Source organism: Enterobacter sp. PL_is511 (assembly GCF_055816065.1).
In genome coordinates this window covers 16,568-39,082 of record NZ_JBVPGP010000013.1, presented here as the reverse complement: position 1 = coordinate 39,082, position 22,515 = coordinate 16,568, and the positions used below count along the sequence as shown (strand labels likewise).

Here is a 22,515-nt window from a genome sequence, read left to right as displayed (position 1 = left end):
GAGAGGGAGAAAAGATTACGAGGGCATTGCGATGGCCTGCTTCTCTTCGAGCAGTTTTTCCACCACGCCAGGATCCGCGAGCGTTGAGGTATCACCGAGGTTGCTGGTGTCCCCTGCCGCGATTTTGCGCAAGATACGACGCATAATTTTGCCGGAGCGGGTTTTCGGCAGCGAGTCGGTCCAGTGCAGCACGTCCGGCGTCGCCAGCGGGCCAATCTCTTTACGCACCCAGTTGCGCACCTCAGCGTAGAGCTCTGGCGACGGCTCTTCCCCGTGGTTCAGGGTGACATAGGCGTAAATTGCCTGGCCTTTGATGTTGTGCGGAATACCGACAACGGCGGCTTCGGCAATCTTCGGATGCGACACCAGCGCTGATTCAATCTCCGCGGTGCCCAGACGGTGGCCAGAGACGTTAAGCACGTCGTCCACGCGCCCGGTTATCCAGTAATAGCCATCTTCGTCACGACGCGCGCCGTCGCCGCTGAAGTACATGTTTTTAAAGGTCGAGAAGTAAGTCTGCTCGAAGCGATCGTGATCGCCGAACAGGGTACGCGCCTGACCCGGCCAGGAGTCTGCGATCACCAGGTTGCCTTCGGTGGCGCCTTCCAGCGGGTTGCCTTCATTATCCACCAGCGCAGGCTGCACGCCGAAGAACGGACGGGTCGCGGAACCGGCCTTCAGTTGCGTGGCGCCCGGCATCGGGGTGATCATAAAGCCGCCGGTTTCGGTCTGCCACCAGGTGTCCATCACCGGGCATTTCTCGTTGCCGATTTTCTTCCAGTACCACTCCCAGGCTTCCGGGTTAATGGGCTCGCCCACGGAACCGAGGATGCGCAATGAAGAGCGGTCGGTGCCTTCGATGGCTTTGTCGCCTTCCGCCATTAATGCGCGGATCGCCGTTGGCGCGGTGTAGAGAATATTGACCTGGTGCTTATCGACCACCTGGCACATACGCGCCGGGGTCGGCCAGTTCGGTACGCCTTCAAACATCAGCGTTGTTGCGCCACAGGCCAGCGGGCCGTACAGCAGATAGCTGTGCCCGGTGACCCAGCCAACGTCGGCGGTACACCAGTAGATGTCGCCCGGATGGTAGTCGAAGACGTATTTGAAGGTGGTGGCCGCATAGACCAGATAGCCGCCGGTGGTGTGCAGTACGCCTTTTGGCTTACCGGTGGAGCCGGAGGTATAAAGAATGAACAGCGGATCTTCTGCGTTCATCTCTTCCGGCTGATGCTGGTCGCTCGCTTTTTCAATCAGGTCGCTCCACCACAGGTCGCGACCTTCGTTCCAGTCGATCTTACCGCCGGTACGCTTAAGGACGATGACGTTGCTGACCGTTTTGACGTTCGGGTTTTTCAACGCTTCGTCGACGTTTTTCTTCAGAGGGATACCGCGTCCGGCGCGCACGCCTTCATCGGCGGTGATCACCAGTTTTGAACTTGAATCGACAATACGACCCGCAACCGCCTCTGGCGAGAACCCGCCAAAAATCACCGAGTGAATCGCGCCGATACGCGCGCAGGCCAGCATGGCCACCGCCGCTTCCGGCACCATCGGCATATAGATAGCGACCACGTCGCCTTTTTTAATGCCTTTTTCCAGCAGGACGTTGGCGAAGCGGCACACGTCACGGTGCAGCTCTTTATAGGTAATATTTTTGCTCTGCGAGGCATCATCGCCTTCCCAGATAATCGCCGTCTCATTCCCGCGCTCGGCAAGGTGACGATCAAGGCAGTTCGCCGCCAGGTTCAGGGTGCCATCTTCATACCATTTAATGGAGACATTGCCGGGCGCAAAGGAGGTGTTCTTCACCTTCTGATAAGGTTTGATCCAGTCAAGGATATGGCCCTGCTCACCCCAGAAGGTGTCCGGGGCGGTGATAGATTGCTGATATTTCTCGTGGTACTGCTCCGGGGTGATCAGGCAACGGTCCGCAATATTTGCGGGAATGTCATGTTTGTGGATTTGGCTCATGGCTTTTTTTCTCCTTGTAAGATGTTAATAATATGTCGCAAAAACGTTAATTGTAGGGGCTTTACAAGCTTTGTTTAGTATTTGGGCTACAGATCACGCATTGTTTGAAGAGTATGAAAAATGAGCGAATGAAACTTTGAAGGAAAATAATTTATGCTGACGATTATTCACATTTATGTTTAAGAAAGCGTTTTTATAACAAAAGGTTATTTATAAGAAGTAGAACAAACTCCCGTCATCGTCGCTTTTGTGAGTGAAACGCGTCGTTCTTTAAGGCTTGCGCAACAGGTCGCGCAAATGATACTCATACGCCGCGTTAAAAAATCCCATAAACCAACGCAACACAATTCATACCCTTTCAGTATGTCTCCATATTCATGCAGTTTGCGTGAATAAGGCGCTCATTGAGGAAGTCAGTTTCTATGAAAAACGTTAAAGTCAGCCTTGCCTGGCAGATCTTAATCGCCCTTGTGCTGGGCATCTTGTTGGGCAGTTACCTTCACTATCACAGCGACAGCCGCGAATGGCTGATTGCGAACCTGCTCTCTCCGGCAGGGGATATCTTTATTCATCTGATCAAGATGATTGTGGTACCGATTGTGATCTCGACGCTGGTGGTCGGTATTGCGGGCGTCGGCGATGCGAAGCAGTTAGGTCGTATTGGTGCGAAAACCATTATCTATTTCGAAGTGATCACTACGGTGGCGATCATTCTCGGTATCACCCTGGCGAACGTGTTCCAGCCGGGTTCCGGGATTGATATGTCGCAGCTGGCTACGGTGGATATTTCGAAATACCAAAGTACGACCGCCGACGTGCAGAGCCACGCGCACGGCCTGATGGGCACTATCCTGTCGCTGGTGCCGACCAACATCGTGGCGTCGATGGCGAAGGGCGAGATGCTGCCGATTATCTTCTTCTCGGTGCTGTTTGGTCTGGGGCTCTCTTCTCTGCCGGCGACGCACCGTGAGCCGCTGGTCACCGTGTTCCGCTCTATCTCCGAAACCATGTTTAAAGTGACCCATATGGTGATGCGCTACGCGCCGGTAGGGGTGTTTGCGCTTATCGCCGTCACCGTGGCGAACTTCGGTTTTGCCTCCCTGTGGCCGCTGGCGAAGCTGGTGATCCTGGTGCACTTCGCCATCCTGTTCTTCGCGCTGGTGGTGCTGGGGATCGTGGCACGTCTGTGCGGGCTGAGCATCTGGATCCTGATTCGTATCCTGAAAGATGAGCTGATTCTGGCCTACTCCACGGCAAGCTCTGAGAGCGTGCTGCCGCGTATTATTGAGAAGATGGAAGCCTACGGCGCGCCAGCGTCGATCACCAGCTTCGTGGTGCCGACCGGTTACTCCTTTAACCTGGATGGTTCGACGCTGTACCAGAGTATCGCCGCTATCTTTATTGCGCAGCTGTACGGCATTGACCTGTCGCTGTGGCAGGAGATCGTACTGGTACTGACGCTGATGGTGACGTCCAAAGGTATTGCTGGCGTTCCGGGCGTTTCGTTCGTGGTGCTGCTGGCAACGCTTGGCAGCGTCGGTATTCCGCTGGAAGGTCTGGCCTTTATCGCGGGTGTGGACCGTATCCTCGACATGGCGCGTACGGCGCTGAACGTGGTGGGCAATGCCCTGGCGGTGCTGGTTATCGCCAAGTGGGAGCACAAATTCGACCGCAAAAAAGCGCTGGCATATGAACGCGAGGTGCTGGGTCGTTTTGATAAGACGGCTGACCAGTAACATCCTAAGCCCGGTGGCGCTGCGCTTACCGGGCCTACGGGTTTTGTAGGCCGGGTAAGGCGAAGCCGCCACCCGGCACTTTATTCTCCGCTCAACGCATCAAACTCTTCGCATCCCGTATCAAACCCTTCAGTGCAGCTCAGATTCAACCAGTACAGTGCTTTCTGCTTATTTGGCGTGATAAAGCCTTTCTCACCCTGCCTGAACAACATCCCCGCCCAGTACTCGGCGTAGCCGGTACGCGAAAGGGCTGAACTCCGTTTGAACCACGAGGCGGCCTGCACGTCATCCTGCGCTACCTCGACGCCGTTGGCATAAATCAGCCCCAGCAGCAGTTGCGCATCGACCGCAGAGTCGCTGTCGATATCTTCGGTTGCCGTTTGCAGCAGTCTGATGGCCTGGGGGTAGTCAGTTTTCCCCGCCTGAGTATTCACCAGAATGCGCGCCAGCATGATCGCGCCGCGTTTGCTGCCAGCAATGTTTGCCTGTTGCGCCAGGGCTTTGGCCTGTGCGTAATCGCCCTGCGTAAAAAGGATTTGCGACAACAGAGCCATGGCGTCAACATCGCCGCCTTTTGCGGCTTTCTCGGCCCACAGCGCGGCCTGCTTGCTGTCGCCGGAGCTGAAGTACGTATCAGCAAGATAATACTGGGCACGTGCATCGCCGGCTTCCGCCTGCTTCTGATACTGGCTGCCTATCTCATCCGCGCGGGCGAAGGACGTTAAAAACACTAACAACAGAAAAATGGATTTCATGGATTCTTATCATCTGGGTACACGCCGCGCAGTATAATCGCGGGCGCAAAAGAAAAAAATGGGTGCATTAAGACCCCAGCATCCTACAAGCCGGGCGGAACCGTTGTTCCGCCCGCAGAGGTTAGCCTGCGACGCAGGCTAATTTCGCCGCCACCTCCTGATGTTCACTCTTTATTGTGAGCTCGCAGAGCTTCCCGCGAGTAATAAAGGTAAATATCACTATCGTCAGGCAGATAATAAAGACGATGCCTAACGCAGTTTTTAATGGCGTCATGCCTTTTACTCCTTGTCAAAAAAAGAATAAGAGGCTACTCTCAACCTGTTGGGAGTTGAGGGAGTAGCCTCGGGTAAATGAAAATTTCCCGGGGCTTTCTACTTTCTGTCCCTCAACAATGCTCAAGACAGAAAGTCTTAAGCACCCGTCGCACATCTTATCCCTCTGAATTAAAATGCAAAGATGTAATTCTTTTTCGCGAGAATTACATTATTTCTGCGAGCCGCTTTCCAGAATAATAATTGATATTATTGATAAGCCAACCGGAAATAAAAAGGGAGTGAATATTTCACTCCCTTTATTCATCGATGAATTAACGGCTTCAACCCATTGCGCTTTCGCGCAGCCGGGCTTTCAGCTTGTTATATTCGTCGATCACATACTGTTCCGCGGCGTGCTGATCTGCAATCGGCTCAACGTTGACGGCGCAGTATTTATACTCCGGCGTTTTGGTTATCGGGCTTAAGTTCTCCGTTACCAGCTCGTTACAGGCACCAATCCACCACTGATAGGTCATATAGACCGCCCCTTTGTTTGGACGGTCGCTGACCTGCGCTCGGGTGATGATCCGCCCTTTGCGCGAGTTCACCCACACCAGCGCTTCATCCTCAATGCCGAGGCGCTTCGCGTCGGCAGTATTGATTTGCGCGTAGCCCGGTTCGTCCGCCAGCGCCGCCAGCGCGGCGCAGTTGCCGGTCATCGAACGACAGGAGTAGTGCCCCACCTCACGTACGGTGGAGAGCACCATCGGATACTCATCGGTGAGCTTATCGATCGGCGCGACCCAGTCGCAGGTGAAGAATTGCGCCAGCCCGTTCGGGGTGTCGAACTTCTCTTTAAAGAGGTACGACGTCCCCTGGTCGGTTTCGGACTCATCGCGGCACGGCCACTGGATATACCCCAGCTCACCCATTTTTTCATAGGTTGCCCCGTAGAAGTCCGGACAAAGACTGCGCAACTCGTCCCAGATCTCCTGAGTGTTGTTGTAGTGCATCGGGTAGCCCATGCGGGTGGCGATTTCGCTGATGATCTGCCAGTCGGTTTTCAGGTCCCACTTCGGCTCGACCGCCTTAAAGAAGCGCTGGAAGCCGCGGTCTGCCGCAGTGTAGACGCCTTCATGCTCGCCCCAGGAGGTCGACGGTAAAATCACATCCGCCGCCGCCGCGGTTTTGGTCATGAAGATATCCTGGACAATCACCAGCTCCAGATCCTCAAACCCTTTGCGCACCGCCGAGAGCTCGGCGTCGGTCTGGAGAGGATCTTCACCCATGATGTAGGCCGCACGCACTTCGCCATGCGCCGCGCGGTGCGGCAGCTCGCTGATGCGGTACCCGGTGTGTTCCGGCAGGCTTTCCACGCCCCAGGCCTTCGCGAATTTGGCGCGATTCTCCGGGAACTTCACGTACTGGTAGCCAGGATAAGTATCCGGCAGCGCGCCCATATCGCAGGCGCCCTGCACGTTATTCTGACCACGGACCGGGTTCACGCCAACGTGGGCTTTACCCAGATTACCGGTCAGCATCGCGAGGCTGGTCAGCGAGCGCACGGTCTCCACGCCCTGGTAGAACTGGGTCACGCCCATACCCCAGAGGATGGCGGCGGTTTTCGCCCCGGCATACATCCGTGCCGCCTGGCGGATCGCCTGCGCTCTGACGCCGGTGATCGCTTCAACCGACTCCGGCGTATAGCCTTCGACTATTTTCTTGTACTCTTCAAAGCCTTCCGTACGGGTCGCGACAAACGCCTGGTCGTACAGGCTCTCCTCAATGATGACGTGCCCCATTGCGTTCAGCAGCGCGATGTTCGAGCCGTTTTTCAACGCGATGTGCATATCCGCAATGCGCGCGGTTTCAATTTTGCGCGGATCGCAGACGATGATTTTCGCCCCATTCTGCTTAGCGCGAATAACGTGGTTCGCGACGATAGGGTGAGAATCCGCCGGGTTATAACCAAAGATGAAGACGAGATCGGTATTATCTATCTCGTTGATGGCATTGCTCATTGCGCCGTTACCGACCGACTGGTGCAGACCTGCAACCGATGGGCCGTGTCAGACGCGAGCGCAGCAGTCGACGTTATTGGTTCCAATAACGGCGCGCGCGAATTTTTGCATCACATAGTTGGTTTCATTTCCCGTCCCGCGGGAAGAGCCGGTGGTCTGAATCGCATCCGGGCCATATTTGGCCTTGATGGCGCTCAGGCGCGTGGCGACGTAATCCAGCGCCTCGTTCCAGGAGACGGCTTCCAGCTTGCCGCCGCGCTCGCGGCGGATCATAGGGTTTTTCAGGCGCGGGGTGAGGATTTGGGTATCGTTTATAAAATCCCAGCCGTAGTAACCTTTCAGGCATAGCGTGCCCTGGTTGGTTTTCCCCTGTGCGGCCTCTGCCCGGACGATTTTGCCGTTATCGACCACCAGGTGGATCTTGCAACCTGAGGCACAATAAGGGCAAACCGTGACGACTTTTTTCATCAGTCAGCTCCAGTTAATCGAATCATTCGCACCCACTATGCAGCTTCTATGCCATGTTTTTCGTATGGGTATACCCTGACTTTACGGCCCCTTCGCGGTGAAAACCCTGACAAAAAACAGCCAATCGTCAAAATTGACGTGTCGACAAGGCAGCGGATGTGACATGGGTTGAATTTCCGTCACTGAAAAAACCATTTGACTGGAGCCGACGGCAGAATGGTTCAGACTTAACATAATCCCCTGACGGAAGCATACGATGAAACCGGCGATTCTGGTGGTTGATGACGATACGGCAGTCTGCGAACTGCTTCAGGACGTGCTGAGCGAGCACGTCTTCAGCGTGCTTGTCTGCCATAACGGCCAGGATGCACTGCGGCAGGTGCAGCAGGAGCCGAATATCGCGCTTGTGCTGCTGGACATGATGCTGCCGGATATCAACGGCCTGCAGGTTCTGCTGCAGCTGCAAAAGCAGCGACCGGCGCTACCGGTTGTGATGTTAACCGGGCTGGGCAGTGAGTCAGACGTGGTGGTGGGGCTGGAGATGGGGGCCGATGATTATATTGGCAAACCGTTCAACCCGCGCGTAGTGGTCGCCCGCGTGAAAGCGGTATTGCGCCGTACCGGCGTGCTTGCTGCGGAATCCCCCGCAGCGCCCGTCGCGGGCATTGCGTTTAACGGATGGACGCTCGATACCACCCGCTGTGAGCTGAGCGATCCGCAGCGTAATCCCGTCCCGTTAACCCAGGGCGAGTACGGCCTGCTGCTGGCGCTCACGCAAAATGCCCGTCGGGTGCTGAGCCGTGACCGGTTGCTTGAGCTGACCCACAGCGAAAGCGCCGACGTGTTCGACCGCACGATTGACGTGTTGATCATGCGCCTGCGACGGAAAATCGAGGCTAACCCGCATCAGCCTGCGCTCATCAAAACGATACGCGGGCTGGGTTACGTGTTTGCCACCGATGTGAGCCGGCCCGAACAGGCGGCATAAGGCTTACGTTATCGCCGGAACAATGATGGCGGCAAAAATCGCAATGATGCACAGATACTTGAGGGCGTAATAGGCCTTACGGTTTCTTTTTTTCAGACGCTGCCCCCGCTCGCGACCCGCATGAACGTATTTAAAGATGCGGTTAATGCCGCCAGTGCTGTCATTCTCGTCATTCGGTGAGCTGGCTGCAGACATTAGCGTGGTTCCCACCCAATGGTTAACCGCCTGCGCCCAGCGCCATTTCATCGGACGCTCAATATCGCAGAAGAGAATAATGCGCGTTTGATCCGTTTTATTCTCTGCCCAGTGGACGTAGGTCTCATCAAAAATAACGGCTTCACCGTCCCGCCAGCTGTGGCGCTGCCTGTCGATTTCAATAAAGCAGCGATCGTCATTCGGTGTGAATAAGCCCAGATGGTAACGAACCGAGCCCGCGTACGGGTCCCGGTGCTTGCCAAGCTTCGCCCCCGCCGGCAGCTCGGCAAACATGGCCGCCTTCACCGAGGGGATTTCACTTACCAGCCGGGTCGTCACCGGGCATAAAGACTGTGCGGAGGGATGGGCATCGGCATACCACTTCAGATAAAAACGTTTCCAGCCGCGTTTAAAAAAGGTGTTAAAGCCAGCGTCGTTATTATTTTCCGCCGCCTTAATATGATGCTGCAAACGCAGCGCCTCTTCGCGAATAATCAGCCAGTTTTCCGTCAGCTTATTTAATTCCGGGAAGCGTTCAGTTTCAAAGAAAGGCTGCCTGGCGGGCAGGGAAGAAAACGCCGTCATAAACATATTGATGGGCGCCATGAACGTCGAATGGTCGAAGAGCTGACGAGAAAGCGTCTGTTTTTCTTTGCCGCGTGAATGCGCATAAATAACGCTGATAATGAAAATACCGATGATGATGACTGCGAACATTTTTCCCTTGTCCTCTTTCTATCTCATTTCGGAAAAGCGTGCGGACAGTGTACTGCCCACGCCGAATATGCCAGATGGAGAGAGTGTAGTTCGGGGATGTAAAATTCATAGAACTGTAATGAAATATCGCAATTATTGTTAAATTAAACGCTCTCGCGAATAAACGCCTGCAGCTCGGCAAGCGTTTTTGCACCGTCAATCGCATTGGCTGCCAGCAGGCTTGCCCGCGCGCAGGCGTGCGCCAGATAAATACTCTCTGTCAGCGGCAGCGATTCATGGCAACCGTATAAAAACCCCGCGCAAAACGCATCGCCCGCGCCGACGCTACCGATAATCTCTTTCTGCTCCAGTAACCATGACGGGATCCAGCGACCTTGCTCACCCGGCGCTTCCCCCCATGCCCCTTCCGGACAGTGGATCACAACCCGCTGACGAACGCCTGCTGCCAGCAGCTGTGCGGCGGCTTCAGCAATATGGGCTGTGTTCAGCGCATCGCTGCCGTCTCGCATCTCCAGCCCGCTAAACTCCCCGGCTTCCAGCTCGTTAATCACCAGATAATCCAGATGGCGCAGGGCAGGGAGCACCAGCGGCTGGTAGCGCGGGTCGCCCTTGCGGGACACCAGATCGAGCGAGGTTTCATACCCCTGGTCGTGCATCTGCGCCAGCAGCCGCGCGCTGCGGGTGCCAAATTCGTCATCGGGCATATCCAGGCTGTCGAGCAGCAGCAGGTAGCCGAGATGGAAGATCTTCATCGATCCGTCTAAGCGATCGAAGGCGGGAAGATCCAGCAGGCGGTTGGCGCCCGGCGAGTGGAAAAAGGTGCGTTGTCCGCTGGGATCGGTCATTACCTGCGACATGGAGGTTGGCGCAAAGGTGGTGCGCTGTACGCGCTGGCGGTTGACGTGGTACTGGTCGAGCATCGCCAGAATGTAGTCTCCGTCGCTGTCTTCGCCAATCAGCCCCACCGCCTGCAGCGGCAGGCCAACGTGCATTTTCGCCAGCGTCAGCAGGACGTTGAGCGGCGCGCCGCCGGTTGAGCGTTCGCTGTGGGTGATTTCCGCCAGCCAGCCGCGCTCCGGCCACTGCACGATCTGGTGAACGTGGTCCACCAGCATATTGCCTGCGGCGATGATGCCTTTGCGTTCCATTATGCCTGCCCCGCGCTGCCAAAGATGCGCATCTGTTCGGCGACCGTATCCGTAATTGCCTCTTCTATGCCCAGCAGCAGCTCGGCAAACTCGTCGTAGAGCGGCTGGCGTTTTGCCATACGCTGCTCCACGGCGGCGAGCGCGGCCTGCGACATCCCGGTATAGAAATTGATTTTATGAATGCCCAGCTCGATGGCGCGGCGGAAGTCGGCATCGCTAATCCCGGAGCCGCCGTGTAAAACCAGCGGCAGCCCCGTCTGCTGGCGAATGGCGTCCAGACGGGGGAAATCGAGCTTCGGCTCGCCCTTGTATTTGCCGTGCGCGTTGCCGATAGCAACCGCCAGCGCGTCAATGCCGGTTGAATCGACAAATTCGCGCGCCAGCTGCGGGTCGGTAAAGAAAGCTTCATCCGCATGCCCGTACAGCGCGCCGCCTTCATCGCCCCCGACCGCGCCCAGCTCCGCCTCCACCGAGACGCCCACCGCGTGGCACATCTTCACCACTTCCCGCGTCTGGCGAATGTTTTCCTCGTAGCTCAGCGTAGAGCCGTCGAACATCACCGAGCTGAACCCTAAGCGCAGGGCGCGCACCACCGCCTCGAAATGCAGGCCGTGGTCGAGATTGAGCACCACGGGAATGTCGTGACGGGCGGCCTCGAACTTCACCGCTTCGACAAGCGAATCCAGCGACACGTACTTAAAGTGCACTTCGGCGATATTGATGATAAACGGCGAGCGCTCCTGCTTTGCGGCGGCGAACAGCGCACGCAGGAAGTGGGAGTCGAGCACGTTAAACGCGCCCAGCGCGTAGCGATGTTTCCGGGCATGCTCCAGACCGTCGGCAAGAGAAATCAATGGCATCATTCACCCCTTATATCCGAAACAGGTTGTACTCGTTGCACAGCACCAGCAGCGCCGGCTCGTCTTCTTCGATGTTGTTATAGCGGGCAACGGGCTGCAAAAAGTGGTTGTCGTGATCGTCGTCATTGACCGAGGACACTTCCCCGACCAGCACGTCGCCGAAGCCGCGTTCGCCCCAGAAGCTGTGATAAAGACCGGGCGTCAGGCAGATGCTTTCCCCTGGCGTGAGGCGCAGCTGGCTGCCGGGGGCGTGGGTCTGACGGCAGCCGTCGACGGTGACCGTCACGTCGGTGTTTTCCGTCTCTTCATGTGCACCGGCATTCCACAATTCTACAATCAGGTTCCCGCCACCCCGGTTGATGATGTCTTCTCGCTTACGCCAGTGAAAATGCATCGGCGTCACCTGGCCGTCGCGCACGTGCATGATTTTTTCGGCATAGCCTTTTTCATATGGCACCCCGTTGGGCGAGCCGTTGCGCAGGGTGAACAGCGTCAGGCCCTGTGCGGCAAAGTTATTGCCGCCGAACGCCGTCACGTCCCAGCCGAGCTTGAGGTCGAACACTTCCCGCCACGCGGCCTGGTCAAGCTGCTGCCATTTTGTTGGCGGAAAGCTGGCAAACGGCGGGAGATGGACGTCGTGCATGGAAAAGAACTGCCGCGTGTGGCCGAGAATTTCATTGATGTCGGAGCGTTTCATGGGGACTCCTTGAAAACGGTTCCCTCTCCCTGCGGGAGAGGGAAAAAGGATCATTTAACCGTCCACCCCTTATACGTGCCGACGTTCTTTTTATCGATCATCGTCACCGGGATCAGCACGGGCGCTTTCGGCGCAGGTTTGCCCTGGAGAATGTCATAGCCGATCTCCACCGCTTTTGCCGCCATCACCTGCGGATCCTGCGCCGGGGTTGCCACAAACAGCGAGTTTTCACGCTTCAGCGCTTCCTCACCGTCCGGGGAACCATCCACGCCGACGATAAAGAACTCATTGCGCTGCGCCTGCTTCGCGGCCAGATCGGCGCCGATCGCCGTCGGATCGTTAATCGCAAACACGCCGTCGATCTTCGGATTGGCCGCCAGCAGGGAGGTCATGACTTCCAGACCGCCTTCACGACTGCCTTTGGCGTTCTGGTTATCCGAGAGCACCTTGATATCCGGGTGTTTTTTGAACTCCGTCTGACAACCTTCCACGCGGTTTTGCACCGCAGAGACCGGTGGTCCGTTGATGATCACCACGTTGCCTTTGCCTTTCAGGCGGTCGGTAATGTACTTACAGGCCATTTCGCCCGCCTGGGTGTTATCGGAGGTGATGGTGGCATCAGCCCCTTCCGCCGCCACGTCAACCGCCACGACCACGATCCCGGCGTCCTTCGCACGCTTCACCGCTGGGCCGATTCCTTTGGAGTCCGCGGCGTTGAGGATGATCATGTCTACCTTCGCGGCAATAAAGTTGTCGATCTGCGCCACCTGCTGGCCCAGATCGTACCCGCTGGAGACCAGCGTCACCTTGACGTTATCCCCCGCCAGCTTGCGCGCTTCCAGCTCGGCACCTTTGGTGATCTGCACGAAGAACGGGTTGGCCAGGTCGCCCACCGTCACGCCAATGGACTTCAGATCTTTTGCCTGCGCAAACGGCGTTGCGGCAAGCAGCGCGCCAGCACAGAGCGCGGTCACTAACGGTTTCAAACGCATATGGTTTTCCTCGAAGCTGTAGGGTGTTGTTGTTATGCACTTTGATGGTGTCGGGTACGGTATTTGTCGATCAGCACCGCTATGATGATCACCGCCCCTTTGATCACCAGCTGCCAGAAGTAGGAGACGCCCATCAGCGTCATGCCGTTGTTAAGGGTGGCGATGATCAGCGCGCCGACCAGCGTGCCGGTGATCGTGCCGATCCCGCCGACGAAGCTGGTGCCGCCAAGGATCACCGCCGCAATCGCATCCAGCTCGTAACCCGTGCCGAGGTTGCCGTTAGCGCTGTACAGGCGTGAGGCGCTCATGACGCCGCCGAGGCCGGAGAGCAGGCCGCTCATGCCGTAGACAAACAGCAGCACCAGCCAGACCTTAATGCCGGTCAGTCGCGCCGCCTGCATGTTGCCGCCCACCGCGTAGATGTGTACGCCGAGCGTGGTGCGGCGCAGGATGAACCAGCAGATAGCGATGACCGCGAGGGCGATCACCACCAGCCACGGAATCGGGCCGAGATAGTTATTGCCGATCCACTCAAAGCTGATGTTGGAGTTAATGACCGTCGTGCCGTCGGCCAGCAGATACGCCGCACCGCGCAGTGCCGTATAGGTGCCGAGCGTCACGATGAAGGGCGGCAGTCCGGCGAAGGCCACCAGCGCGCCGTTGAACAGGCCCAGCACCATGCCGAGCATCAGCGCGGCCGGAATGGAGAGCATGGCAAATTCAGGGATAAGCGAGACCACCATCGCCGCTACCGCCGTAGTGCCCAGAATCGAGCCCACGGAGAGGTCAATCCCGCCGGTTAAAATGATGAAGGTCATTCCCGCCGCCAGCACGATGTTGATCGACGCCTGACGGGTAATGTTGAGCAGGTTGCTCTCGGTAAAGAAGTTCGGGGCAATAAAGCCAAATACCGCCACAATCAGGATCAGAATCGGCAAAATACCGACCGTTTGCATCAGATCGCTCATCAGCATTTTTTTTGCGGAGGCGGATTTCGCCACCTGCTGCGGACTGGTTGAATGTGTCATGGTTACACCGCCTGATGATGAGTGTCGTTCACGCCGGTTGCCAGCGTCATGATGTTTTCCTGAGAGATGTCGCGCCCGTGGAGCTCGCCCGCAATGCTGCCTTCACGCATCACGTACACCCTGTCGCTCATCCCCACCACTTCCGGCAGCTCGCTGGAGATCATCAAAATCGCCACCCCTTTGCGCGCCATCTGGTTCATGATGCGGTAGATCTCGCTTTTCGCGCCGACGTCCACGCCGCGGGTGGGTTCGTCCAGAATCAGAATGCGCGGACCGATGGCCACCCAGCGGGAGATCAGCAGCTTTTGCTGGTTGCCGCCCGAGAGCCCGCCCGCGCGCACCTGCGAATGCGGCACGCGGATGTTGAGCAGGGCAATGGCATCATCGGAAATCGACTGGGCTTTTTTACGGTTTAGCATGCCGAAGGTGGCGTCGCGTTCCAGCGTCGCCATGGTGATGTTCTCCTGCGCCGCCAGCTCCAGAAACAACCCCTGCTCCTTGCGGTTTTCGGTGAGAAAACCGATGCCGTTTTCGATGGCCGCGCGCGGGGAGTGGATCACCACCGGCTCTCCGTCGACCTCAATCATGCCGCCGGTGGCTTTACGTACGCCGAAGATAAGCTGCGCCAGCTCGGAGCGTCCGGCCCCGACCAACCCCGCCAGCCCGACGATTTCGCCGGAACGCACCTGCAGGCTGCAGGGCTGTACTTTTTTACCGTCGGTGAGGTGGTGCACGTTGAGGCGCGGGCTGCCGAGGGGAATGTCACGCTCCTTGTTGAACAGGTCGCTTAGCGGGCGGCCCACCATCATGCGCACCAGCTCAGAGGCATTCAGCTTGTCGCGCGTCAGGCTGCCGACGTATTGCCCGTCGCGCAGAACGCTGACGCGGTCAGAGAGTTCATACACTTCGGCCATGCGGTGGCTGATATAGATGATCGCCATCCCTTCATCGCGCAGGCGCAAAATCAGTTCGAACAGACGATGCGTTTCCCGCGAGGAGAGGGCGGCGGTGGGTTCATCCATCACCAGAATGCGGCTGTTGCGGTGCAGCGCGCGGGCGATCTCCACCTGCTGCTGCTCGGCGATGGTCAGCTTCATCACCAGGTCGGTGGCGCTGAACTGCGCGCCGAGACGGTCAATCACCGCCTGCGCCTGGGCGGCCATCTCTTTGCGCTGCACCATCCCGCCGCGCGACAGCTCGCTGCCGAGGAAGATATTTTCGGCAACGGTCAGATTGGGCGCGAGCTGCATCTCCTGATAAATCAGGGTGATGCCTGCGGCCAGCGCATCTTTCGGCCCTTTAATGTGAAACGGCTGACCGTCGATCAGGATCTCGCCGCTGGTGGCGGTATAGGCTCCGGCGAGGATTTTCATCAGCGTACTTTTTCCCGCGCCGTTTTCCCCCATCAGCGCGTGGATCTCACCGGGGAAAACCGTCAAATCCACACCCTTGAGCGCGTGGAAACTGCCAAACGTTTTGGCAATGCTGCGCATCTCTAATACCGGGGTTCTGCTCATGGCGGATCTCCTGTGAATGCCGATTTCTGCACTTCATCACAGGTGCGTAAATGCAAAATGTCAGAAGCTGTTCATATTTGTCATAGTTATGAATAGCTAATGTGGATCACAGTTACGGAGTCAACATGTCTTCACGCCCCCCGTTTTTCGCCAGCGCCCGCGGTCGCCTGCTGATATTTAATCTGCTGGTGGTCGCCGTGACGCTGATGGTGAGCGGCGTGGCGGTGCTAGGCTTTCGTCACGCCAGTCAAATCCAGGAGCAGGTTCAGCAGCAAACGCTGGATGACATGACCGGCAGCATGAACCTGGCCCGTGATACCGCCAACGTGGCGACGGCGGCGGTGCGGCTCTCGCAGGTCGTCGGGGCGCTGGAGTACAAAGGCGAAGCCGAGCGCCTGAAGCAGATGCAAATGGCGCTGCGCCGCTCGCTGGAACAGCTTGCCGATGCGCCGCTGGCGCAGCAGGAGCCGGCGCTGGTGGCGCGCATTATTCAGCGAAGCAATGAGTTGCAGCAGAGCGTGACGGAGATGCTTGAGCGCGGGCAGCGACGCCATCTGGAGCGTAACGCGCTGCTCAGCTCGCTATATCAAAGCCAGAGCTACCTGCGTCATCTGCAGGACATCAACCGCCGTTACGACAGCAACGTACCGGATGCGCAGAAGCTGATGGAGATGGATCGGCTGATCGCTGCTGCCATCGACACCCCTTCGCCGCGCGCGACTGTTCATCAACTGGACGCAGTGGCCGCAACGCTGCCCCGAAATGCCGTACAGCCGGTCGTGAAGGAGGTTCTGCCTGATTTTAATGCCGAGCTAGGCAAGCTCGCCCCGCTGTCGAAGCAGCTGGAGGAGAGCGATCTGGCGATAAGCTGGTATATGTTCCACATCAAGGCGCTGGTGGCGATCCTCAATAGCGACATCAATCAGTACGTCGGGCAGGTGGCGCAGGCCTCCCGGCTTCGTACTGACCAGAGTCATCACGAGCTGCAATCCATCAGCGTGTTTATCAGTATCTTCGCCGTGCTGGCGCTGATCATCACCGGGTGCGCCTGCTGGTATATCTACCGCAATCTGGCCTCTAACCTGACGGCCATTTCCCGGGCGATGTCGCGCCTTGCTCACGGCGAACAGGATGTTTCCGTTCCCGCCCTCCAGCGGCGCGATGAGCTGGGTGAACTGGCGCGCGCGTTTAACGTTTTTGCCCGCAATACCGCCTCGCTTGAGCACACCACGCGTCTGCTGAAAGAAAAAACCACGCAGATGGAGATCGACCGCGTCGAGCGTCAGGGGCTGGAAGAGGCGCTGCTGCATAGCCAGAAGATGAAGGCGGTCGGACAGCTGACCGGCGGGCTGGCGCATGATTTTAATAACCTGCTGGCGGTGATCATCGGCAGCCTTGAGCTCACCGACCCCGAATCAAAAGATGCGCCGCGCATTACCCGGGCGCTGAAGGCGGCCGAGCGTGGCGCCTTACTGACCCAGCGCCTGCTGGCGTTTTCCCGCAAGCAATCCCTGACGCCACATGCGGTAGAGATGCTGCCGCTGCTGGAGAACCTTCGGGAACTGATGCGCCACTCCTTGCCCGCCACCCTGACCCTGGAGATTGAAGCGCAATCGCCGGCCTGGCCCGCGTGGATAGACGTCAGCCAGTTGGAAAACGCCATCATCAACCTGGTGATGAACGCCCGCGATGCGATGGAAGGGCAAAGCGGGGTGATTAAAATTCGCACCTGGAATCAGCGCGTCACCCGCAGCGACGGTCGCAGGCAGGATATGGTGGCGCTGGAGGTCATTGACCGCGGCAGCGGCATGTCGCAGGAGGTGAAATCCCGGGTCTTTGAACCGTTCTTCACCACCAAGCAGACCGGAAGCGGGAGCGGGTTAGGCCTGTCGATGGTCTATGGCTTTGTGCGCCAGTCCGGTGGGCGCGTGGAGATTGAAAGCGCGCCGGGACAGGGGACGACTGTCCGGCTTCATCTCCCGCGATCTGTGCTGCCCGCCGCTGCAGATGATGAAGCGCTGTCAGCCACCGCCTCCGTCGAGAGCGAGCGCCTGGTTCTGGTGCTGGAGGATGAAGCGGATGTCCGTCAGACCCTGTGCGAGCAGCTGCATCAGCTTGGCTACCTGACGCTTGAAGCGGACAACGGCGAGCAGGCGCTGAACATGCTGGCGGCGTCACCGGATATTGGCATGTTTATCAGCGACCTGATGTTGCCCGGCAGCCTCAGCGGAGCCGAGGTGATAAACCATGTGCGTAGTCATTATCCGCAGCTTCCGGTACTGCTGATCAGCGGCCAGGATTTACGACCCACGCATAACCCTCAGCTGCCGGACGTTCCGTTACTGCGTAAGCCGTTTACGCGGGTGCAGCTGGCGCAGGCGCTGCGGAAGGTCTGTTTATAAGAAGTGATATTTAGGAATTCATCAAGAGCGTGAGTAAACCGGGTGATGCTAACCTGCGCAAAATTTGGCAGATTGGGATATAAAGGGAACTATGCCGGTACTTACAAAAGGGGACTCACAAATGATTGTGATGCCTACAACTTACAGCCCAAAAACCGTAGCAAGGTCATTCAAGCTCGTTGATGAGTTTGAGCTTTCCGGGCGAGTGCTACATGTTATTTTTGATAGCCAGACGCCAAGAGCTGCGATTATTGAAGCGGATATCGAAACCTTCGATGGGGTGCCCCGGCATCGGGTTGTTGCTGCCCTGGATTTACAACGTAAAACGCATTTAGGTGAAGATATCATTGCTGTCGAGCGCTGTTGGGAAGATGCCAGCGTTATTCAGGTAGAAGGTATCTGCGTTGATCCCGCCGAGCGTGACAAGGGACTGGCAACTCGTCTGTATGAAGCCCTGGTATTACAGTGTGGCGTGACGCTTGTCAGCGACTTTGAACAATATGAGGGTGGGAAGATGCTCTGGCAGAAAATTGCCCGCGAGTCTGACCAAATCGCCGTATTTGTTCTCGATACCGAGCAGGGAGCATTTTGGCCGTATGATGGTAGCAAGGTTATCTATGACGGAGGGTGTATCCCCGAAGATCGTATCTGGAGCCATTCGCCGGATCAAAAATGCTATGGCATCGTCCTGGTCGCAGAAAATAAACAGCGTGCGAATCAGCTGATGGAAGACCCTGGGCACAACTGAATTTGAGATTCCTCCGCTACCCCCGTTCCCTGCCGTTCATTATCGTAAGGTCAGTTCACCTGCGAGTCTGGCCTTATGAAACGTTACTCAACCGCTCTGTTATTCGGTCTGCTGTCACTCACCAGCCAACTGGCTCATGCCGATATTGTTGATGATGCTATTGGCAACATTCAGCAGGCTATCAACGATGCCTATAATCCCAGCAGCAGTCGCAGCAGCAGCGATGACGATCGTTATGACCGCAGCCGTCAAATCGACAGCAGACAGTACGACGATCGTCGTCGACAGCTTGAGGACAGACGACGCCGTTTAGACGAGCGCCAGCGACAGCTGGATGACGACAGGCGTCGGTTAGAAGAGGATGAGCGCAGGTTAGAGGACGATTACGATCGAGGCTAAGTGCGGCCTGTTGCCCTCACCCCAACCCTCTCCCACGGGAGAGGGAGAAAACCTAATCCAGCACCAGCACCATCCCGTCATACCCCGCTTCAATGCCGTCGGGCAGCGGATTATCCATCATCCACACGTCAAACTGATGGCTGATGTGGGTCAGGATCACCTGCGGGCAGCCAATCGCCTCGTTTAGCGCAATCACGGTATTTAAGTCGCAATGGTTTCGCGGCGTCTCGTCGCGCGGTGCATGGCTGCAGTCGATAATCATCGCCTGCGGCTGATTGTTGAGCAGGAACTTCACTGTTTTTTCCGGCAGCCCGGCGGTGTCGGAAAGCCAGGCCACGCGGCTGTGGGCCGATTCAAGTAAATACCCGAAGGTCAGTTTTGAATGGTTGAGCGGCAGCGGCGTAACCCGCATCCCCTGAAGTTCAAACATCACAAACGGTTCGACCGTGTGGCTGAAATCCAGAATCCCCGGGTGTTTAAACAGGTCGTCGCAGCCCGCTTCGTCCGGCGGACCGTAAACCGGAATCGTCGCGCCAACGCCCCAGCGCAGGGGGAAGAGACCCTGAACGTGATCCATATGGTAATGGGTGAGCAAAAACTGCTGAAAGCTGCCTGCGGGCCAGTCGTCCATCAGGTGCGGAATGCCCGCGTCCAGCAGCGTCACCGTATCGTTGAATTTTACCACCGCGCTACAGGGGCGACGGCGATAGGTCTCCTGCAGGCGCGCCCGGCGACACGCCGCGCAGTCGCAGCCAAAGACCGGCACCAGCTGGGCGCCGCCCGTTCCCGTCAACGTGATTGTCAGACTCATAACGCACCTCTACAGCGGTTTGGTGAATCGGAAATGGCTCTGCGTGTATCCTTCACGAACGTAAAAGCGGTGCGCGTCTGTGCGCTTCACGCTGGTGGAAAGTTCGGTCAGCTCCGCGCCGGCCTGCCGTGCCACCTCTTCCGCCCAAGCCAGCAGCTGGCTGCCCACCTTTAACCCACGCGCCTGCGGCATCACCACCAGCTCCTGGATCTCGCCGATCCAGCGCGCATGGTGCAGGTGAAACTGCATGTGGAGGCCGATCATGCCGACAACATGTCCGCCCAGCTCGGCAAGCTGGTAGCGCATATTGTGATCCTTGAGGTTGGCAAGAAATCCGGCGTGGAACGCCTGATGGTCGAACTCTGCCTGTTTCAGTTCGCAGATCAGGGCATAGACAATCTGCGCATCGTCGGCAGTAGCGGGGCGAAGCTGGCAGTCAGGCATGCTGTTTCTCCTTCTGACGGATAAGCGATAAAAAGGTATCGACTGACTGTAGCAAACTTCCGTCGTTATTGAGGATGTGGCAGTCGGACGGGGCATAGCGGGCCGCACGCTCTAGCCGCTGATCGATCTCACGGGCTGATTCACGCCCCCGGCTCTGCAACCGGCTACGCAGAACGTCCGGCGAAACCTGCAGACAGACCGGTAGCAGGGCTGCTCCATAGCGGGCGCGCGCCTGCGGAAGATGCGCCCGCGAGCCGTTAACCAGCACATCGAACCCCGCATGCAGCCACAGATCGGTCTCAATGCCGATCCCGTAGTAATAGCCGTTGGCATGCCAGCTCAGCGCCAGCAGGTTTTGCCCGGCACGGATGAAAAACTCCTGCTCGCTCAGGGCGATATGGTTTTCACTCCCTGCATTAGCCGCGCGGGTAATATAGCGGTGCGCCACCAGCAGCTGCGGATGTTCCCGCTGCCGTAAGGCGGACAGCAGGCTGTCCTTACCGGAACCTGAAGGCCCCATTAGCCAGATTAATCTCCCCATCAGAACACCCTTTTTCCCTGACGCCAGACGTGGTCGATATGAACGTGCTCGCCCTTACGGTGGGCGAGTACCAGGTCCGCACGTTTCCCTTCGGCAATTTCTCCGCGATCGTGAAGGTTAAGCGCCGAGGCTGGGTTTTTCGTCACCAGGCGAATCGCCTGCGGCAGCGTAAAGCGGTTGCCCTCGTCGTCGGCCACTAGGAACGCCGCATCCAGCAGGCTGGCGGGGTAGTAGTCGGACGAGAGGATATCCAGCAGGCCGAGGGAAGCGAGCTTGCTTGCCGCAACGTTGCCGGAGTGCGAGCCGCCGCGCACGATATTTGGCGCGCCCATCAGCACGTTCATGCCGTGCTTTCGGGAGGCTTCAGCCGCTTCAAACGTGGTGGGAAATTCGGCGATCACGCTGCCAAGCTGGTGGGATTCAAGCACGTGATCGTGCGTGGCGTCGTCATGGCTGGCCAGCGCGATATTGCGGTCACGACACATCGCGGCAATTTTGAGGCGGTTCGGCTGCGACCATTGTGCCGCAAGCGCCAGCTGCTCTTCTTCGTAACGGGCCATCTCCGCATCGCTGAGCGAGTATTTGCCCTGATAGTATTCGCGATACTTTTCAATGTTGGCGAACTGACGCTGTCCCGGCGAGTGATCCATCAGAGAGACCAGCGAGACCGGCTCGCGCCCGACCAGTTTTTCAAACAACGGCAGGGTGGTGTGGTGCGGCAGCTCGCAGCGCAGGTGCAGACGGTGCTCGGCGCGGTTGAGGCCGCGTTTTTGCGTCTCCTCCACGGCGTTGATCATCTTCTCCAGGTTCTCCAGGCGATCGCCGCCGTCGCGCACGTCGCCAATGGCCACCGCGTCCAGTACGGTAGTGATGCCGCTGGCGACCATCAGCGCGTCGTGGCTGCTCATCGCTGAATGCGCGGGCCAGTCCACCTTTGGGCGCGGGGTGAAGAATTTGTCCAGATTGTCGGTATGCAGTTCAATCAGCCCCGGCAGCAGCCAGCCGCCGTCGCCGTCCATCGCTTCAGGGGTACGGCTTTGGGTTTCGGCAAAGGCGCGAATAACGCCTTCATGAACTTCAACCGAGCCATCAACGACTTCATTTTCCAGCACCATCTTGACGTTATTGATAATCATGCGGGAGTCCCCATTGGGTGCAGTCTGTCTGCGACGCGGGTGCGAACGGTCTCGTCGTGGAAGATCCCGACGATCGCCGCCCCGCGCGCTTTGGCCTGTTCGATCAGCGCCACTACGGCCGCGCTGTTTTTATCGTCGAGCGAGGCGGTGGGTTCATCCAGCAGCAGAATCGGGTAGTCGACGATAAAGCCGCGGGCGATATTGACGCGCTGCTGCTCGCCGCCGGAAAAGGTCGACGGGGCAAGGTGCCACAGGCGCTCGGGCACGTTGAGGCGCGTCAGCAGGCTGGCGGCTTTGGCGGCGCAGGTTTCGCGCGGCACGCCGAGATCCAGCAGGGGCTGCATCACCACGTCGAGGGCGGAGATCCGCGGGATCACCCGCAGAAACTGGCTGACCCAGCCGATCGTCGTGCGGCGCACGTCCAGCACTTTACGCGCGGGGGCCTTTACCAGGTCGATCCATTCATCGCCGTGGCGAATGTGAATATGACCTTCGTCGGGCAGATAGTTGGCATACAGGGAGCGCAGCAGGGTCGATTTTCCGCTGCCGGAGTGGCCGTGCAGCACCACGCATTCGCCGCGATTCACCTCCAGAGAGGCGTTTTGCAGCACCGGCAGACGCACGCCGTTTTGCTGGTGGAGCACAAAGGTCTTACTTACGTTTTGTACGTGGATCATGTTGGC

The 22,515-nt window shown here is 57.8% G+C and carries 21 protein-coding genes; 5 read left to right on the top strand and 16 right to left on the bottom strand.

The window, feature by feature from the left end:
* Positions 1 to 15 precede the first annotated feature (15 nt).
* A complete protein-coding gene (gene acs, locus AC0TN7_RS01520) occupies positions 16 to 1,974 on the bottom strand; it encodes an acetate--CoA ligase (RefSeq protein WP_473701784.1) in 1,959 nt (652 codons plus the stop codon).
* A gap of 422 nt (positions 1,975 to 2,396) precedes the next feature.
* On the opposite strand from acs, the gene gltP reads away from it, so the two are divergent.
* Entirely contained in the window at positions 2,397 to 3,710 is a 1,314-nt protein-coding gene (gltP, locus tag AC0TN7_RS01515; protein ID WP_024906735.1) for a glutamate/aspartate:proton symporter GltP, read from the top strand.
* 80 nt (positions 3,711 to 3,790) lie between these two features.
* Here the strand turns inward: gltP and AC0TN7_RS01510 are convergent, their stop codons facing one another.
* The 3 genes from AC0TN7_RS01510 to fdhF all read right to left on the bottom strand — a co-directional run bounded on the left by AC0TN7_RS01510 (position 3,791) and on the right by fdhF (position 7,209).
* Positions 3,791 to 4,465 (bottom strand): tetratricopeptide repeat protein, encoded by a 675-nt coding sequence (locus tag AC0TN7_RS01510; protein ID WP_024906736.1) that lies wholly within the window; start codon positions 4,463 to 4,465, stop codon positions 3,791 to 3,793.
* Between the two features lie 121 nt (positions 4,466 to 4,586).
* Complete coding sequence (locus AC0TN7_RS01505; RefSeq protein WP_013095084.1) at positions 4,587 to 4,739, bottom strand: Hok/Gef family protein; 153 nt, start codon at positions 4,737 to 4,739, stop codon at positions 4,587 to 4,589.
* 322 nt (positions 4,740 to 5,061) lie between these two features.
* The gene (fdhF, locus tag AC0TN7_RS01500) at positions 5,062 to 7,209 is read right to left on the bottom strand and encodes a formate dehydrogenase subunit alpha (RefSeq protein ID WP_267215750.1); all 2,148 of its coding nucleotides are present in this window, start codon (positions 7,207 to 7,209) and stop codon (positions 5,062 to 5,064) included.
* Positions 7,210 to 7,465: 256 nt separating this feature from the next.
* On the opposite strand from fdhF, the gene AC0TN7_RS01495 reads away from it, so the two are divergent.
* Positions 7,466 to 8,197, top strand: coding sequence for a response regulator (locus AC0TN7_RS01495; RefSeq protein ID WP_024906738.1), 732 nt, complete (start codon positions 7,466 to 7,468; stop codon positions 8,195 to 8,197).
* Positions 8,198 to 8,200: 3 nt separating this feature from the next.
* Here the strand turns inward: AC0TN7_RS01495 and lpxO are convergent, their stop codons facing one another.
* The 7 genes from lpxO to AC0TN7_RS01460 form a co-directional block, all read right to left on the bottom strand.
* Entirely contained in the window at positions 8,201 to 9,109 is a 909-nt protein-coding gene (gene lpxO, locus AC0TN7_RS01490; RefSeq protein WP_024906739.1) for a lipid A hydroxylase LpxO, read from the bottom strand.
* A gap of 143 nt (positions 9,110 to 9,252) precedes the next feature.
* Positions 9,253 to 10,257, bottom strand: a complete 1,005-nt coding sequence (locus AC0TN7_RS01485; protein WP_267215751.1) for a carbohydrate kinase family protein — start codon at positions 10,255 to 10,257, stop codon at positions 9,253 to 9,255.
* Positions 10,257 to 11,117, bottom strand: a complete 861-nt coding sequence (locus tag AC0TN7_RS01480) for a ketose 1,6-bisphosphate aldolase (RefSeq protein WP_267215763.1) — start codon at positions 11,115 to 11,117, stop codon at positions 10,257 to 10,259. The genes AC0TN7_RS01485 and AC0TN7_RS01480 overlap by 1 nt, the downstream gene beginning before the upstream one ends.
* 10 nt (positions 11,118 to 11,127) lie before the next feature.
* Positions 11,128 to 11,814: a D-lyxose/D-mannose isomerase gene (locus tag AC0TN7_RS01475; protein WP_267215752.1), complete on the bottom strand. Its 687-nt coding sequence runs from the start codon at positions 11,812 to 11,814 to the stop codon at positions 11,128 to 11,130.
* A gap of 50 nt (positions 11,815 to 11,864) precedes the next feature.
* Complete coding sequence (locus tag AC0TN7_RS01470; RefSeq protein ID WP_021242935.1) at positions 11,865 to 12,806, bottom strand: ABC transporter substrate-binding protein; 942 nt, start codon at positions 12,804 to 12,806, stop codon at positions 11,865 to 11,867.
* 32 nt (positions 12,807 to 12,838) lie between these two features.
* Positions 12,839 to 13,834: an ABC transporter permease subunit gene (locus AC0TN7_RS01465; RefSeq protein ID WP_023334198.1), complete on the bottom strand. Its 996-nt coding sequence runs from the start codon at positions 13,832 to 13,834 to the stop codon at positions 12,839 to 12,841.
* A 2-nt stretch (positions 13,835 to 13,836) separates the two neighbouring features.
* Positions 13,837 to 15,351 (bottom strand): sugar ABC transporter ATP-binding protein, encoded by a 1,515-nt coding sequence (locus AC0TN7_RS01460; protein ID WP_023334199.1) that lies wholly within the window; start codon positions 15,349 to 15,351, stop codon positions 13,837 to 13,839.
* 125 nt (positions 15,352 to 15,476) lie between these two features.
* Between AC0TN7_RS01460 and AC0TN7_RS01455 the strand changes: the two genes are divergently transcribed.
* The 3 genes from AC0TN7_RS01455 (at position 15,477) to yjdP (ending at position 18,900) form a co-directional block, all read left to right on the top strand.
* Complete coding sequence (locus AC0TN7_RS01455; protein WP_473701783.1) at positions 15,477 to 17,753, top strand: ATP-binding protein; 2,277 nt, start codon at positions 15,477 to 15,479, stop codon at positions 17,751 to 17,753.
* A gap of 121 nt (positions 17,754 to 17,874) precedes the next feature.
* Positions 17,875 to 18,501 carry a GNAT family N-acetyltransferase gene (locus AC0TN7_RS01450; protein WP_032650635.1) on the top strand — a complete coding sequence of 209 codons (627 nt, stop codon included), beginning with the start codon at positions 17,875 to 17,877 and terminating at the stop codon, positions 18,499 to 18,501.
* A 75-nt stretch (positions 18,502 to 18,576) separates the two neighbouring features.
* Positions 18,577 to 18,900 (top strand): DDRRRQL repeat protein YjdP, encoded by a 324-nt coding sequence (gene yjdP / locus AC0TN7_RS01445; RefSeq protein ID WP_032650638.1) that lies wholly within the window; start codon positions 18,577 to 18,579, stop codon positions 18,898 to 18,900.
* A 52-nt stretch (positions 18,901 to 18,952) separates the two neighbouring features.
* On the opposite strand, the gene phnP is transcribed toward yjdP, so the two are convergent.
* From phnP to phnL, 5 genes are read right to left on the bottom strand one after another with little or no spacing between them, the layout of a single operon-like run.
* Complete coding sequence (gene phnP / locus AC0TN7_RS01440; protein ID WP_473701782.1) at positions 18,953 to 19,711, bottom strand: phosphonate metabolism protein PhnP; 759 nt, start codon at positions 19,709 to 19,711, stop codon at positions 18,953 to 18,955.
* A 9-nt stretch (positions 19,712 to 19,720) separates the two neighbouring features.
* A complete protein-coding gene (gene phnO / locus AC0TN7_RS01435; RefSeq protein ID WP_248166338.1) occupies positions 19,721 to 20,155 on the bottom strand; it encodes an aminoalkylphosphonate N-acetyltransferase in 435 nt (144 codons plus the stop codon).
* Complete coding sequence (gene phnN / locus AC0TN7_RS01430) at positions 20,148 to 20,699, bottom strand: ribose 1,5-bisphosphokinase (RefSeq protein WP_090420717.1); 552 nt, start codon at positions 20,697 to 20,699, stop codon at positions 20,148 to 20,150. Before phnN ends, phnO begins: the two co-directional genes overlap by 8 nt.
* Positions 20,696 to 21,832, bottom strand: coding sequence for an alpha-D-ribose 1-methylphosphonate 5-triphosphate diphosphatase (gene phnM / locus AC0TN7_RS01425; protein ID WP_473701781.1), 1,137 nt, complete (start codon positions 21,830 to 21,832; stop codon positions 20,696 to 20,698). The genes phnN and phnM overlap by 4 nt, the downstream gene beginning before the upstream one ends.
* Positions 21,829 to 22,509 carry a phosphonate C-P lyase system protein PhnL gene (gene phnL, locus AC0TN7_RS01420; protein ID WP_473701780.1) on the bottom strand — a complete coding sequence of 227 codons (681 nt, stop codon included), beginning with the start codon at positions 22,507 to 22,509 and terminating at the stop codon, positions 21,829 to 21,831. Before phnL ends, phnM begins: the two co-directional genes overlap by 4 nt.
* Positions 22,510 to 22,515 lie beyond the last annotated feature (6 nt).

Excerpts from the sequence above, each read along its gene's own strand:
- AC0TN7_RS01495 (WP_024906738.1), top strand. The coding sequence starts at position 7,466 with ATGAAACCGGCGATTCTGGTGGTTGATGACGATACGGCAGTCTGCGAA.
- AC0TN7_RS01455 (WP_473701783.1), top strand. The coding sequence starts at position 15,477 with ATGTCTTCACGCCCCCCGTTTTTCGCCAGCGCCCGCGGTCGCCTGCTG.
- AC0TN7_RS01460 (WP_023334199.1), bottom strand. The coding sequence starts at position 15,351 with ATGAGCAGAACCCCGGTATTAGAGATGCGCAGCATTGCCAAAACGTTT.
- AC0TN7_RS01485 (WP_267215751.1), bottom strand. The coding sequence starts at position 10,257 with ATGGAACGCAAAGGCATCATCGCCGCAGGCAATATGCTGGTGGACCAC.
- gltP (WP_024906735.1), top strand. The coding sequence starts at position 2,397 with ATGAAAAACGTTAAAGTCAGCCTTGCCTGGCAGATCTTAATCGCCCTT.
- AC0TN7_RS01480 (WP_267215763.1), bottom strand. The coding sequence starts at position 11,117 with ATGCCATTGATTTCTCTTGCCGACGGTCTGGAGCATGCCCGGAAACAT.
- AC0TN7_RS01450 (WP_032650635.1), top strand. The coding sequence starts at position 17,875 with ATGATTGTGATGCCTACAACTTACAGCCCAAAAACCGTAGCAAGGTCA.
- yjdP (WP_032650638.1), top strand. The coding sequence starts at position 18,577 with ATGAAACGTTACTCAACCGCTCTGTTATTCGGTCTGCTGTCACTCACC.
- AC0TN7_RS01510 (WP_024906736.1), bottom strand. The coding sequence starts at position 4,465 with ATGAAATCCATTTTTCTGTTGTTAGTGTTTTTAACGTCCTTCGCCCGC.
- phnP (WP_473701782.1), bottom strand. The coding sequence starts at position 19,711 with ATGAGTCTGACAATCACGTTGACGGGAACGGGCGGCGCCCAGCTGGTG.
- acs (WP_473701784.1), bottom strand. The coding sequence starts at position 1,974 with ATGAGCCAAATCCACAAACATGACATTCCCGCAAATATTGCGGACCGT.
- phnM (WP_473701781.1), bottom strand. The coding sequence starts at position 21,832 with ATGATTATCAATAACGTCAAGATGGTGCTGGAAAATGAAGTCGTTGAT.
- AC0TN7_RS01465 (WP_023334198.1), bottom strand. The coding sequence starts at position 13,834 with ATGACACATTCAACCAGTCCGCAGCAGGTGGCGAAATCCGCCTCCGCA.
- AC0TN7_RS01470 (WP_021242935.1), bottom strand. The coding sequence starts at position 12,806 with ATGCGTTTGAAACCGTTAGTGACCGCGCTCTGTGCTGGCGCGCTGCTT.
- AC0TN7_RS01475 (WP_267215752.1), bottom strand. The coding sequence starts at position 11,814 with ATGAAACGCTCCGACATCAATGAAATTCTCGGCCACACGCGGCAGTTC.
- phnO (WP_248166338.1), bottom strand. The coding sequence starts at position 20,155 with ATGCCTGACTGCCAGCTTCGCCCCGCTACTGCCGACGATGCGCAGATT.
- AC0TN7_RS01505 (WP_013095084.1), bottom strand. The coding sequence starts at position 4,739 with ATGACGCCATTAAAAACTGCGTTAGGCATCGTCTTTATTATCTGCCTG.
- phnL (WP_473701780.1), bottom strand. The coding sequence starts at position 22,509 with ATGATCCACGTACAAAACGTAAGTAAGACCTTTGTGCTCCACCAGCAA.
- lpxO (WP_024906739.1), bottom strand. The coding sequence starts at position 9,109 with ATGTTCGCAGTCATCATCATCGGTATTTTCATTATCAGCGTTATTTAT.